At 37.9% G+C, this 14,593-nt stretch carries 9 protein-coding genes; 6 read left to right on the top strand and 3 right to left on the bottom strand.

What is annotated here, in order from left to right; genetic code table 11:
- On the bottom strand, positions 1-1,226 hold a 1,226-nt coding region (locus VB732_RS33855; protein ID WP_323235206.1), incomplete at its 3' end, for a glycosyltransferase.
- A gap of 494 nt (positions 1,227-1,720) precedes the next feature.
- On the opposite strand from VB732_RS33855, the gene VB732_RS33850 reads away from it, so the two are divergent.
- The 4 genes from VB732_RS33850 to VB732_RS33835 all read left to right on the top strand — a co-directional run bounded on the left by VB732_RS33850 (position 1,721) and on the right by VB732_RS33835 (position 8,789).
- Positions 1,721-1,849, top strand: a complete 129-nt coding sequence (locus tag VB732_RS33850; protein ID WP_323235205.1) for a hypothetical protein — start codon at positions 1,721-1,723, stop codon at positions 1,847-1,849.
- A 267-nt stretch (positions 1,850-2,116) separates the two neighbouring features.
- A complete protein-coding gene (locus tag VB732_RS33845; RefSeq protein ID WP_323235204.1) occupies positions 2,117-4,609 on the top strand; it encodes a filamentous hemagglutinin N-terminal domain-containing protein in 2,493 nt (830 codons plus the stop codon).
- A 3-nt stretch (positions 4,610-4,612) separates the two neighbouring features.
- Positions 4,613-6,310, top strand: a complete 1,698-nt coding sequence (locus VB732_RS33840) for a ShlB/FhaC/HecB family hemolysin secretion/activation protein (RefSeq protein ID WP_323235203.1) — start codon at positions 4,613-4,615, stop codon at positions 6,308-6,310.
- Complete coding sequence (locus VB732_RS33835) at positions 6,237-8,789, top strand: CHAT domain-containing protein (RefSeq protein ID WP_323235202.1); 2,553 nt, start codon at positions 6,237-6,239, stop codon at positions 8,787-8,789. Before VB732_RS33840 ends, VB732_RS33835 begins: the two co-directional genes overlap by 74 nt.
- On the opposite strand, the gene VB732_RS33830 is transcribed toward VB732_RS33835, so the two are convergent.
- Positions 8,756-9,775: a fibronectin type III domain-containing protein gene (locus tag VB732_RS33830; RefSeq protein WP_323235201.1), complete on the bottom strand. Its 1,020-nt coding sequence runs from the start codon at positions 9,773-9,775 to the stop codon at positions 8,756-8,758. The genes VB732_RS33835 and VB732_RS33830 overlap by 34 nt on opposite strands.
- A 50-nt stretch (positions 9,776-9,825) precedes the next feature.
- Positions 9,826-11,691 (bottom strand): serine/threonine-protein kinase, encoded by a 1,866-nt coding sequence (locus VB732_RS33825; protein WP_323235200.1) that lies wholly within the window; start codon positions 11,689-11,691, stop codon positions 9,826-9,828.
- A gap of 399 nt (positions 11,692-12,090) precedes the next feature.
- Here VB732_RS33825 and VB732_RS33820 point away from each other — a divergent pair, with 399 nt between their 5' ends.
- Together VB732_RS33820 and VB732_RS33815 are read left to right on the top strand one after the other, a co-directional pair.
- Positions 12,091-13,596: an AAA family ATPase gene (locus VB732_RS33820; RefSeq protein WP_323235199.1), complete on the top strand. Its 1,506-nt coding sequence runs from the start codon at positions 12,091-12,093 to the stop codon at positions 13,594-13,596.
- A 10-nt stretch (positions 13,597-13,606) separates the two neighbouring features.
- Positions 13,607-13,801 carry a hypothetical protein gene (locus tag VB732_RS33815; RefSeq protein ID WP_323235198.1) on the top strand — a complete coding sequence of 65 codons (195 nt, stop codon included), beginning with the start codon at positions 13,607-13,609 and terminating at the stop codon, positions 13,799-13,801.
- Positions 13,802-14,593: the final 792 nt, after the last annotated feature.

The raw sequence follows: 14,593 nt of genomic DNA, 5'->3' as shown, positions 1-14,593 counted from the left end.
CCTAACTCCTGGGCTTTAGACCGCATCACCTCATCGCCCAGTACGATTTCAATCGCTGTCGCTAGAGTTTCTTCTGATACCTTATGGTACGGTATCGGTTGTGGGCTGACTCCCAACCGAGTTAGCTTTTCACCCCAAACTGGCTGATCTGCAAAAAAGGGTACGGTAACTGATGGTGTTCCCGAACGTAACACTGCCGCCGTTGTACTTGCTCCTCCATGATGTACTATTGCTGGCACTTGGGGAAAAAGCCAATCATGAGGAACTTCCTTGATCACAAACACTCGTAGCGAATCTTTTACATTCACTGTTCTTCCAATGTCACCCCAGCCAGATAATATAATCCCGCCTTGACGTGTTTTCTTTAGAGCTTCCACGATATAGTGTGTGAGATATTCTGGATTGGGCATCGTCATGCTGCCAAATCCAAAGCACAAAGGCAATTTCTTTCGTCCAAGAAAATCCTCTAGTTCCAGGGGTGGTTCGTATTCCGAGGCTTGGTCAATAAACCAGAAACCTGTTACATACACCCATGCAGGCCAGTCACGGGGTCTTGGGATGACGTGCGAACTAAATCCATACAATATAGGGATTCGTGATACATTCGCCGAAGTCTTCCGTCTGAAGCGTCTGCCCAAATATGGTATAGGCGGCAATTTCAATGTCTCGGTTCTGAAGGAGTTTATGAGCTTTCGATGCTTTTGCCAGTACAAGAACTCTGCAATGAAGTAGCTGCCATAATTTATCGCTTTCTTTAGCGGGTTTTTAGGTATTTGAGCAAATCTCAAAAACCCAAACATCCCTGTGGGAGTCAACGGCAGAACTGATGCAAAAAAGCAAGGTACGCCTAATTTCTCTGCAATGTGATATCCCCAATTGGCTAGCGGTGTGTAGATGATTACTTCAGCCCCCTGACACGCTACCCACGCTGACTGCAATTGTTGAAGCAAAAGCTTATCTGCTTCTTCCGACTTCAACTTTTCTCCCGCAATCAATCGTTGCCCTTGTTTCGATTGCAGAAACTCTTGCATATTTCCAGCGATCGCTGCAAACTCTAAATCAAACTTCCTAACAAAAGATGCAAAGTTTTCGTGTGTTGCCACTGTTACCTGATGCCCCGCACGTTTCAACCCAATACCCAAAGCACAGTATGGTTGCAAGTCTCCTCTTGAACCTACTGTTAGAATCGTAATCTTCAGCTTTCGTTTGGGTGAACTAGGGTTCAATTGGTTTCTCCACTCAAAACTCCGGCTCTACTCAAGATTGTACTGAATTACCTGTTGTTGGAAGCAATAAGCTCTTCTTAAGCCTTTGGCAAAGGAAGACGAAGGCAGCTTCAGGCGATGGCAGGTGTGGTATTTGTCACTCCAGTACAAGTTTACAACCTTACTTCCTGGCAATCGCAACCAGAAATGGTACAGGACTACTCTTCACTTGAACGCGCATCTCTAGAATAAATGTAAATAATTTATACACTAAAGCTTTAAATAATATAGGAGTTAATTATTTAACCTCGTCTCTTAAAGAGAATTACAGAAAAAAATATATTACTACCATTACTCCTGGGAAATTTGAAGGGCAAAAGTATATAGAATTTGTTTCTCCTATACTCAAGAATCATCGCATCATATTTGTAGCCAATAGCCATACTGTAGACACCTATGTAATCATTAAATTGCCAAAAGTTAGATATAAAAATGGTTGCAAGCGATACCGGAAAATGACCATCTTATCAGTAACTCCGATTTCATCTGACGTAATTTTTACTGGTGACTTAGCCAAATTTGCAATATTAAGTGTTGAAACAGCATTGAATCATGTCGATAGCTGTGCGGTAGAGTATCGGTGAACTGCAACTTACGATCAATCGCTTTTCTCTTCCGTTCTGATGCTAAGTATTCTTTTAGCTTGATATTAGTATCATCTAGAGTGATAATAGCCCTTAAGTTCAATCTTAAAATCAGGATTTTAGATTGCCAAGTTTAACATTATTTGAGATTCTGAGTAAGAACTTATTTAAGTAATTTTTATTACTTAAGTTTTTGATAAATAAATGAAACCAAACAATAGTACTTTTTTAAATATTGCTGCTTTTTTACTAATTACTTCTTTTCTCATGACTAATTCATCCAACGCGCAAATAGCTCCCGATTTGACTCTACCTAACAGCACAAGTATCAAGATAGACGAAAACATTAGAACTATCGAGGGTGGTACTCAAGTAGGAAATAATTTATTTCACAGTTTCAAGGACTTTTCCGTTCCTACAGATAGTAGTGTCCATTTCAACAACGCGCTGGATGTTTACAACATTATCACTAGAATTACTGGCGGTTCCATCTCTAATCTTGATGGGCTGATTAGCGCCAATGGTACAGCTAACTTGTTCTTGATCAATCCCAGTGGCATTGTCTTTGGCCCTAATGCTCGATTAGATATCGGTGGTTCTTTATTTGCAACTACGGCTGACTCTCTAGAATTTGCCAATGGTTCTGAGTTTAGTGCTATTAACCCACAACAACCACTGCTGACTGTGGATATTCCTATTGGTTTGCAGTTTAATGGTAATTCTGGAAGTATTACTATTCAAGGAAAAGGACACACAATTGAGCAGAACGATTTTTTTACCCCTCTTAACCCTAGTAAGTTAGCGAACAGCCTGGAAGTTAAACCTAATAATATTCTTGCTTTGATCGGCAATAATATTACCTTAAATGGAGCTATTCTTAAAAATACTAATGGTCGGCTCGAATTAGTTAGCCTTGAGCAGGGACTAATAAATTTAAACAACCAAAATAATCAATGGTTAGTCTCTCCCGGAAATAACTTAGTTTATAAAGACATAACAATATCAAATAACTCTTTACTTTATGATGGTAGCTCTAATGGCTCAGGGAATTCTATAGAGATTTATGGAAATAATATATTTTTAGATAAAGGGTCTTTAATTATTGGACAAAGTTTTCAAGATAGACAATTTGGTAATATATTTATTAAAGCTGTAGACTCAGTGAGTATACAAAATGAATCTCAAGCAACTGCTACAGGCATTTTTAATATTAATTTTAGCGAAAATACAGGTGGCAACATTGAATTTAATAGTGGGAGAATCTTTTTAAAAGCTTCTCAAGTTGCCACGACAACTTTTAGCAGTGCTGCGGGTGGCAATGTCATTGTAAATGCTGAACAATTAAATTTTGAAGGCTTAACTCTTGAAAGTATTTCTCAAGGGTCTGGAATTAATACATTTACTTACAATGCCGGAAAAGGCGGCGACATTATTGCAAATGTCGCACAAATTGTTGCAAATAATGGAGGATTACTTACAACAACGTTTGGCAGTGGAGATTCTGGAGTTTTAAGACTAAACTCTAACTTTATCTCTTTACGGGCAGGGAGTAGTATAGGCTCTGCAACTTTTGGTCAAGGTAAAAGTGGTAGTGTTTCAGTTAATTCAAACTCTATAGAAATAATTGGCACATCTACTGGTTTAGGTAACGCAAGTAACATTCAATCATCTACTTATAAAGATGGCAATGCTGGTAATTTAGAAATTAATAGTTCAAATTTATTATTACAAGATGGAGGTACTATTAGTACTAGTACATTTGCTTCCGGCGATGCTGGTAATTTATTTATTAGATCCTCAGAAGCAATTACAATATCAGGAAAATACTTAGACACATTAAGTGCTATATCTTCTTCAGCACCTATACTAAATGAACGCCTCAGAACCGGATTAAGATTACCTCCAGAGCCAACAGGTAGAGCGGGAAGTTTAACTATTGATACTCAAAATTTGACCATTTCTAATTTTGGACAGCTTAGTGTAATAAATCAAGGCTCCGGTGACGCTGGTACTATCAATATCAATACAGACAAAATCGACATTACAAATCAAGGGGGAATTACAGCGACAACTGCTGTTGGAGAAGGCGGTAACATCAACTTGAAAGCAGAAAATGTTCAACTGAATAATAGCTTTATATCTGCAACCGCAGGCACAAACGGCAGTACAGGCAATGGGGGCAATATTGGTATTGAAACAGGTGCATTAATATTGCAAAGTAACAGCCAAATTACAGCCAATGCCTTTGAGGGCAGGGGTGGGAACATCAAAATCAATACCCCAGGTTTATTTGCCTCGCCAGATAGCCAAATAAAAGCTACTTCAGAAAGAGGAGTTAACGGCTCAGTACAGATTAACACTACTCAAATAGATATTGCTAACTCTGGGATTAGAAATACTGTCTTTCAGTCTCCACAACCGTTTAACACTTGCTCGCCAGAACCTCCTAACTTGCCGAGTGAACTAACTATCTCTGCTAAAGGAGGACTTCCCGCTAGTCTTGATGATTTATCTAGCACTACACTGGGATGGACAGAACTGGGGTGGACAGACTCATCAGTACCTATCCCTTCTCAACAATTACCCCAATCTACTCAAACTGATAATACGGAAAATATAGTGGTAGCCCAAGGGTGGCGCAATAACGGGGATGGGACTGTTAGCTTTGTGATTACCCCAGATCCAAGTGACGATATGGGTGCGTACAGTTCGCCATTGAAATCTTCTTGCATCAAGAGAGTACCAGATGTAGGGGGCTAAACATTGAGTTTACATTTACTAGCGTATTTAACGGCAAGTCATTTTTCCTTGGCACAACTTGAGTCAGGTGGCATTCATCAAAAAAATCCGCCAACTATACAACAAACACCCCTGTCGCCCACTCCTTTACCTCCAGCACCGCCACCATTAACGCCTCCAGCATCCTCTACTCCTTTGATTCCTCAAAGAAGCCTTCAACCAAACAATTTCGTTAAAATCAAAGTTCAAGGTTTTCAGTTTCAAGGAAATACAGTCTTTAATAATCAGGAGTTAGAGAAAGTATTATCAGATTTTGTCGGTCAAGAAATCACTTTTGCTGATTTATCAGAAATCAGCGATAAGGTTACTGATTATTATGTAGAGCAAGGGTATATCAACTCTGGTGCATACATTGGTGTTGCTCAGAATCGATCTCTCAAGGTTGACAATGCTATAGTTACTGTCTCAATTGTTGAGGGACGAATAGAAAAAATCAATATTGTCGGCGGCAACAGACTACACAACTATATCCGCGCACGTATTCCACAACCGATTCTCAACAGTAAACGCTTACTGCCAGCATTACAATTACTTCAACAAAACCCATTAATTGAGAGAATTACTGCTTCATTGAAAGAGGGAAGCAAACCAAGCCAAGCTATTTTGGATATTAATGTACAGCCCCAACAGGAATTTAAGGTTAATATTGGTCTAGACAACTACCGCTCTCCAGTCATCGGAACTTTCCAGCGCCGCATTGATATCTCGCACAATAACGTACTGGGATTGGGAGACGGACTAAGCATCGGTTATAGAAATACAGATGGCAGTAATGCGATCACCCTTGGTTATTCTGTACCTATCAACCCAAACAATGGTACTATCAGCTTTGTTTACGCAAATATTTCCAACAATATCATTGAGCGACCGCTTAACGCCCTGGATATCGTAGCCGATGCATTGGCCTATGAAATTAGTTTTCGCCAACCTTTAATACAACAGGCTTCGGCTAACTCGGCACAAGAATTGGCATTGGGGTTGACTGTTTCGCGGCTAGAAAGCGAATCATCGTTGCAAAATACTCCTTTTCCTATCTCGGCGGGCGCAGATGCTTCGGGACGCACAAGGATTTTTGCACTCAGGTTTTTCCAAGATTGGGCAAATCGGAGCCTTAATCACTCTTTCTACGCTCGTTCAACCTTTAGTTTAGGTTTAGATGCACTAGATGCTACCATCAATCCCGAATCTCCCGATGGGCAGTTTTTTACTTGGGTAGGTGAAGCTCTATGGTTGAAGCGTTTAGGCAATAGTAACACTTCTGTTGCTATCCGCTCACGCCTCCAATTGGCGGATAGACCTTTACCAGCTTTTGAGCAAATTAGTCTTGGAGGCATCAGTACTGTCAGAGGTTATAGGCAGGATACTTTTATATCTGACAATGGATTTCTTTTATCTACAGAATTACGGATTCCGGCTTGGGAAACGACTACACAAGAATTACAGGTCATCCCATTCATTGACTTTGGCACAAGCTGGAACAATAGTTCTGATACTTTCAGCGCTTCAGGTAGTTTAACCTCTGTTGGGCTAGCCCTCCAATATCGCAGCGATCGCTTCAATGCCCGTCTTGATTGGGGCATTCCTCTGAATGAAATTAACTCAAACTCCAACACATGGCAAGAAAATGGCATTTATTTCTCGCTTAATTATCAACTGCTTTAAAAAAACTAAATACCTATTTCTAAGTTTATTATTTACGCTAATAGTGGTGATTAAGCATGAAGTAATACTAGCAGCATCTACACCTAGTTTAGAAATAGCAAAGTCTCTCACACAGCAGGGTTTTTCACAATTGTACGATGGAAAACCAGAAGCTGCATTTAAAGCATGGCAAGCAGCTTATCGAGCCTATGAACAATTAAACAATGAGCAGGGAATGAACGGCAGTTTAATTAATCAAAGTCTGGCGCTGCAAGCATTAGGCTCTTATACTACAGCTTGCCAAATCCTCACTCAAGCTTTATCTCTAAATAATGGTATTTGCCCTGATTCGCTACAAAAAGAAACTAATTTTTCCCGATTGTCTTATTTAAAATCAACACTTCATCAAAAGCAAATCACTGAATATTTTCAGTTTACTGGATTTTATAACCTAGCTAACGTGCTTCGAGTTATGGGCGAACCGGAAATTTCCTATGTAATCTTACAAGAATGTTTAACATCGGCAGTACAATTACAAAACAAAAAAATCCAAGACAACTTATTACTGAATTTAGCTAATACAGAAGTAATACTTTATAATCAGTCTAAAAGTAAATATAAACTTACTGATGACTTTGCTGCTCAAAAAAAGGCAATTATTTTAGCTAAGTCTAAATTTGTTGCCGCCCAAAAAATATACCAGAAACTCAGCAATAGCCAAAGTACAGTTTCTCTACAAGCTAAATTAAATTGGCTAAAGCTACTTTTAGATAGTACATCAATACAATTTCCTCAAGATATACCAATCAATGATTCTGTTTCGGAAATAACAAATGACATTCTTGCAAAATTAGAGCAATTTAGAGCTTTGCCAAAGATTGAGTCAATTTATGGCAAACTTAAATTGTCACGAAGTTTAATAAACATTACTCAAACTCATACTTTAAAAGTCAAAGAACTAACCAGTAACAATTTACAATCTGTAGCTTTATCCTTATCACAGGAGGCATTAACTAATGCTAAAGATTTGAATAATCTTAGAGCGATTGCTTACAGTTATGGTACTCTAGGTAAGATTTACACTACTTTTGGAGAGCTATCCAAAGCTGAAAGTTCCTATTATGAAGGGGTGTTATATGCTCAATCAGTACAGGCTTGGGATATCGTCTATCAATGGCAATGGGAATTAGCTCGGCTTTATAAAGTATCTGGGAAAATCGAGCGAGCTAATCAATTTTATGCAAGTGCTATCAAAAATCTTGATAAAGTGCGTAGCGATATTTTACTGTTTAACTCTGATATTCAATTTGCCTTTGAAGAAAAGGTAGAGCCACTTTACCGCGAATATATATCATTATTACTTAACAATAATAACTCTCATAAAACCTACAACAGGCAAGCTATTAAAATTCAAGAGCAACTTAAATTTGCTGAAGTAGAGAATTTCTTGCGGTGTGGTAAATTTGCTGAAAATACCCTAGATGCAAGATCGGATCGCGGCTCAAAAGATTTGGATTATATTGTTTACCTAATTAAATTAGATGAACGAGTGGAGGTACTTGTTAAAACTTCTCAAGATATCTATCGTCACACAATAGATTTAGATATAATTGGTGAACCTTTGACTAATTTCTTCAATATTATCCAGAACTTAGAATTCGTTGATATTAAAGGTTATAACTTTCTTACCTATTCGCAAGCTGTTTATAAGCTTTTGATTCAACCTATCAAGCAATATTTACCCTCATCGGGCAAAATAGGTTTCGTCCTAGATAGTTATTTTCAAAATCTGCCCTTAGATATGTTATATGATGGGCAAGAATATTTATTAGAGAAATACATTATTTCTGTAGGTTCTAGCGCTAAACAATTGCGGCAATCGCTGCTTAAACCAGCTACAACTTTAGCTAGTGGCGTTTCTCAAATTAGTCCCAGTTTCAGTAATTCTATCGTCCCTAGAGATTTACGTCCTTTACCTCAAGTCAGGTTAGAGATTGATAATATTAAGAAAACTAATCCCTCTGCCATTACATTACTTGATAGCGAATTTACCCATGAACAATTTAGTAAAGATATTGAAAACAATTCTTTTTGGGCAATCCATTTAAGTAGCCATGCTCAATTTAGCTCGGACATTGAACAAACCTTTGTTTTAGCATGGGATATTCCCCTGATGGTTAATGATTTAAAAGCTTTATTACAAAATAAAAGCAATCTTGATTTACTAGTGTTGAGTGCTTGCCAAACTGCCAAAGGTGATAGACGCTCCTTTTTGGGTATTGCTGGCATAGCCGCACAAGCCGGAGCGCGTGGTGTTGTAGCCAGTCTATGGCTAGTTGATGCTGATTCTACTGCTCAACTGATGACTAAATTTTATGAAGGACTAAAATCTGGACTTACTAAAGCCGAAGCATTAAGATCAGCACAACTCAGTTTATTAAAAAGTGACAAATATTTTCACCCATATTATTGGAGCGCATTTATTCTCGTTGGCGGATAACTCGTTTGCTTTTTGACCTTTGTCTGTGCCGCAATCTTTATGCCAGCTTCTGCTAAAGCTAACTCTACAGTATTATTTGCTTGTTGAGCTAATTTCTTAGCTGTTAAATACGCTTCATTAGCTTGTTGAGGGAACTTAGCTATTAAGTAGCGATCGCCTAACAATCTATAAATCGTGGGGTTCCTTGAACCTGCTTTAGCTCTAGCATCTAATACTTTTATCGATTCATTGACTAAATTGTGTGACTCATATACTGCATCCATATCAATCGCCAATTCATCAAGCGGCTGTTGAAGGCTTAAAAGAATGTTAATAGTCTGTTTTACTTGTTGTAGTCTTTCATTTGAAGCTAACAATAGCAGCGCCGAGCTACTATCTATTACTTCATCGCCCCGCATAGCCACTATCTCTACACTGTATGCTTGCCCTGGCTTCAGTTCTGCAAGATATTGCGGATAGGTCAGGGTTTCGCCCTTGACTTCTAGTTGCCAGTTAATACCTCCGTTTCCTTTGACCTGCACAATGTAGTTGGTAGCTCCCTTTGTTCTAAACCAGGATAATGTCGGTCGTGAGTTGTTGATTACTACACCATACGGTGTAATCTTATTCGGCTTGTTCTCTTCATCCGGCCCCTTAGCGATGACACAGTTTCTCCCCTGCAAAACGTTACATCCTCTACCTTCGTTCGTTTGTAATGGTAAACAATGTTTACCTACCACATCATTAGGGATGTCTATTATTATTCCTCTTGGGTAACAGAGGATTTTTACCTTCCCACCATTGGCTGTTCTAACTCTATCTTCACTACATAATTTTGTTAAAGGCTTATGGTGAATATCTCCATCTATCACTTTCGCTATTGGTTCGCAATCGGCTTTAGATTGCCGATTTGCCCTCACTACTTCCTGCCCCCGCACACGACTTACAGTGACGTTCGCTAATATCAATCCTAATATAATGGCTCCAATCTGAATCTTCTTCAACATGGGATTTATATACTTATTTTTCTACAAACTATTTTTAAAAATACTAAAATTTATTTCTTTTTAAATATCCTCTCTATTAATTCCTCTCGCCATTTTTGTACTTCTGGCAACCACGTATCCATCCTTGCCAGTAAACATATTTCACCGTAACCACTTGCAGAATTTATATCTCCTAATGCTTCTTTCGCTTTCGATAATAAGCAATATACATCAACTCTTTGCGAATCTAAATTAAAGGCTGTTTGCAAATCTTTATCCGCCCCTTGATAATCTTTTTGCATCAGTTTCGCCCAGGCTAAATTTTTATATAATGCTGCTCTTAACTGTTTATCACTAGATGGGGCTTTATTCAATCCTTCTATTGCTAGTTTTTGAGCTTGAGTATATTTTCCTTGCAAATTATTCAACCTAGACAAATTATTCACAGCAATTAACGCCTGCTCCTGACCAGATTTAATTGCTAAGTTATATTGTTCTTCAGCTAAATCATATTTTTCTTGACTTTCATAAAAGTTAGCTAAATTGTAGTGTCCTGTCCAGGAGTTAGGCTCTAGCCTAAAAAGCTGTTGGTAACTTTTATTTACACAATCTATATCTCTCAAAAATTGACAAGCCAATGCTAGATTATTATATGAATCTATGTCATTCGGATTATATTTAGCCGCTAAATTATAATATTTTTTTTCTAATTCTAAATCTTCTTTAACTCTTCCTGCTATATCAAAGTAGAATTTGGAAATTTGATTACTTAATTCCGGGCGAATTTTTACTGCTTGGTCAAATACCTTTTGCGCTTGTTCTGTATTATTTTCCTCCTCTAGCTTTTGCCCTTGTGCTACTAAATTATTTGCATACACTGGTAATCCAACTGTATAACCTAGTAATCCTATCAAACTAATGCTGGCGATCGCTGCACTGAACATGAAGGGTTTCGACCTTGTTATTCTGTAAATCTTACTTTGCCCAGGCAGTTTTTTCAGTCGCCATAAAATAATTCCCGTTGTTTGCGGTCTATGTGCTGGGTTTGGATCCATCAACTCATCAATAAAATCCGCCAATGGCTTATCTATCTGTGATGCTTTATGTCTCCAGATCAATCTCCCCGTATCATGATTTGTCTGTAATTCTCTTAATTTTACCCCCGTCACCAAGCGAACCATAGTCCGACCTAAAGCATAAAAATCTGACTGTGGAACCGCATGACCATGCGCTTGCTCTAGCGGACTGTAATAATGGGAAATTACTTTAGTGATTTCGTAATTACTGATAGTTCTGTCCGTTCCTCCAGTCGAGCTTACTTTGGCTAAATATGTATCTGTTATCTGGCGCACAGCTCCAAAATCTATTAAATATAATTGTCCATCCGGATCTAGAATTATATTGCTTGGTTTGATGTCTCTATGAAAAAATTCTGTATGATGTACTAAATCTAGTATTGCTACTATTTGTTCCAACCAATCTAGTGCTAACTCTTGTGAAATTGGTGGATGAGTTTCTATCCAATCTTCTAAATTTTCCCCTTCAATTTTATCCATGATTAAGCATCGGAATTTGAAGGGGCTGTTCTCTAATTCGACGGTAAAGTAGTCATCATCTCCGTTTGTCTGCGGAATATTTGGATGATTTATTAATTGCAAGGCTAAAACCTCGCGCTCAAATCGCTCCACAGATTGAGGCGAATTCCATTTTAATATCTTCATGACTCGTCGTTTACGCCCAGGACTCCACTGCGTCCCAGAATCCTCTATTTCAAAAATCTCATTTGCCGTGAACGGGTTGCGATCTAATTCTCTTAATGGTTTAACTAGACGGACACGTTCATTGATCACTAAAGATGTACCGCAAGAAGCGCATTTGTCGGCATCATCAGGATTCTGCCGTCGTTCACACAGAGGGTTTATACAGTAACACGACATCTTGTCTTAACTTTTTATTAAAGAATTAGCATTTGAGCGATATTTCGTTATTGACAACATTATAAAAATATTTCTTATGACTATTGCTTTTATTCACATTTAATGCAGCAAAGTAAAATTCTTTTGTGACTTTAAGTCACTTACCGTGAGAAATTATATTTTTACATTTACAAGATCCTATCAAAACCCTCATAAAATAAGGCTTGAGTAATAGTGGGCTAATCTGGATGACTTTGTTTTGCATAAAAACACTTATTTAATCTTTTAGGAGATACACTTATAATCTAAAAAGCTGATACTATTATAAGTGACTCAGAGTCATAAGAATTAAATAGCTAGTTGATTTGATTTTACAAATGTTTCTTGCGGAACTCACGTACCAAAAGGAAAACTTCTTTTATGGATTTGAGCATTGAGCATGGGGTAAATTTCCAGAATTCTCTTTCCTCATCATTTTTTACACAAGAGCAACAGTCTCTGGAGTTACTACAGTCTTCCCCAACCGTATCCTTTTACCAGGCTCTAACTGTAGTCAACAATATAGTTTTTACTGAAAAAAATCGCTCCTTGACTAAACCTGAGATCGCCGTCCTCAAGGGTGCATGGGAAAACCAAGATTTTTCTGAGATAGGGCAGGAGTCTGGCTATAAGGCTGGCTATTTACAGCGTCGTATAGCTCCTCAACTGTGGAACTTGCTTTCTGAAACAGTAACCAAAGGACAACAGGTTTTAAAGAGGAAAGTACGAACTCTGCTCACAGAAGTTGTTATAAACTATTATCAATCTAATCCCCACCTAGAACTTCCTTTATTTGATAGCCAGTTTATTAAAGGTCAACTTCCTAGCTCTAAACTATCCAATTTTTACGGTAGACAACAAGAACTCTACCACTTAAAGAAATTAATTAACAACCATCGGTGCATATCTTTAGCAGGTGTCCCTGGGGTTGGTAAAACTGCTTTGTCCGCAAAACTCTTAGCAGAACTTAGCTTAGACTCTACTCAACACTTTGATTTCCTGATTTGGAAATCAGTAACTCACTCAGTACGCCTCCAAGATTTATTGGGCGAACTAATCGATTTAATTCAACCAGATACTTCTCTCAACTTACCTGAATATACTCAAGCTCTGATTACCGCCTTAATTAAGCATTTACAATCTCATCGTTGTTTACTCGTAGTGGATGGTTTTGAAGCTCTGTTTAAAACCCCTAATTTAGAACAAAGATTAGACTATAAAATATTCATGCGTCGGCTGTTAGAAGAAGAGCATAAGAGTTGTTTATTACTGACTTGTCGAGCTTTACCTAATGAAATTTATGCTATGAGCAAGGATGACCGATCTATCCTCTATTTTCGAGTAGACGGTTTAGATATAGATGCTGCTCTAAATTTTTTATCGGATCAAGGTTTAACAGACAAAGACGATTGTCTTGATTTAATTAAAACCTATCGTAGTAATCCCTCAGAATTAGCAATAGTAGTTCAAAAGATTAAACATTTCTTTTCTGGCAGTACAGAAATATTCTTTCGGCATAAAACTACTTTTATTACTGATGAGTTTCAGTCAATGTTAGACGAAACTTTTGGTGAATCTTTGGAGCAAACCGAACGTTATATTATGATTTATTTGGCTAAAAAATTATCGCTAGACCCCACACCAATTAGTTTTAGTGACCTATTAATACAGCTCAATTCTTTTAATAATATATCGGCTTCTACTTCGGCAATTATTAAAGCTTTAGAAAAGTTAGAACAACTATCTTTAATTGAAAGCATTAAAGACCCAAACACTAAAGAAATCGCCTTTACTTTGCAACCTGTAGTCAAAAAATACATTAATACCGATCCCTTGGGTCTAGTACAGCCACAAAACTCTTTCCCCTCATTAGCTAACACATTTTAGAGAAGTATTTATGCTCACAAGAAAAAACAAAAATCTAGCTACAAAAATTTTAACGACAAATAATTATGTAGAGAATTTACTCCAAAAACTGTTTTTTCCTACACAAGTAGCTTTGAATCCAGCCGATCATCGGTTTGCGCTGCACGAACCTAAGCGAAAAGTTTTCCCCGCCAATCTGAAGATGAAGTTTTTAACCTACTACTAGGGTTGGCTTGAGAAAAACCCTTATACAATAGGGTAATTTTATTAAGTTTAACAAAATAGGAGGTAATATAACTCAGCATTTAAACCTTACTAGATGCGAAAAGAAGCAAAGTTCTGTAAGATCAGCTTGTTCATGTATAAACCCAAGAATCAAGAATGGAGGAAAAGCTCATACATAAAAATTTAGGCAAAACGCACTAGGGAGTACGCTTTGCCTTAAGGTGAAAAAAAACGACATATTTTTGGGCGGGGTTGATCTCGGCTGACAAAGAAAGTGGCACTTAAAGTTTGGCGACTTGAAACCACTGACTTGTCAAAAGATACCCACGCTGCTTTGCTATTGCCATTATACTCTAAAGCAATACGCACGGCTAGCTTTTGCTGACCGTTGGTAGTATTTTGACAAAAAATTTATATTTAAGATATGTAAATTTTTGTAAAAGCAGCGTCATAGGCAATTCGCAAAACCCTACGGAAAGCAGCACAAAGCGCGTCTACGCAATTCGCAATTGCAGAGTAATTGAATAATTAATGAATTCAGGCTCTTTTACTCTACTTCGTCTATGAGGAGGAAGTATGGGCGTAAATATAACTGCGAATTGCAAGTTGGTAATTGCGAATTGATTTAATCGACCCCCTCTGAAACTTGACAAAAAAGTTATCGGAGGAATCTACCGTGCAAAATAACCAATGCCCAGAAGAGATGGGCGTTGGGGATCAAGTGTTGCCAGGTAACATTTGTGAATACCCCAATTATCTCACTGCCGCCGAGTATCATGAATTAGCGGTGGGC

Source organism: Nostoc sp. UHCC 0252 (genome assembly GCF_034931145.1).
Lineage (GTDB): Bacteria > Cyanobacteriota > Cyanobacteriia > Cyanobacteriales > Nostocaceae > Nostoc.
The sequence above is the reverse complement of the archived record's forward strand: the minus strand, read 5'-3'. Positions and strand labels throughout refer to the sequence as shown.

Coding starts and splice junctions, on each gene's coding strand:
- VB732_RS33835 (WP_323235202.1), top strand. CDS start 6,237: ATGAAATTAACTCAAACTCCAACACATGGCAAGAAAATGGCATTTATT.
- VB732_RS33820 (WP_323235199.1), top strand. CDS start 12,091: ATGGATTTGAGCATTGAGCATGGGGTAAATTTCCAGAATTCTCTTTCC.
- VB732_RS33825 (WP_323235200.1), bottom strand. CDS start 11,691: ATGTCGTGTTACTGTATAAACCCTCTGTGTGAACGACGGCAGAATCCT.
- VB732_RS33845 (WP_323235204.1), top strand. CDS start 2,117: ATGACTAATTCATCCAACGCGCAAATAGCTCCCGATTTGACTCTACCT.
- VB732_RS33815 (WP_323235198.1), top strand. CDS start 13,607: ATGCTCACAAGAAAAAACAAAAATCTAGCTACAAAAATTTTAACGACA.
- VB732_RS33850 (WP_323235205.1), top strand. CDS start 1,721: ATGACCATCTTATCAGTAACTCCGATTTCATCTGACGTAATTTTTACT.
- VB732_RS33830 (WP_323235201.1), bottom strand. CDS start 9,775: ATGTTGAAGAAGATTCAGATTGGAGCCATTATATTAGGATTGATATTA.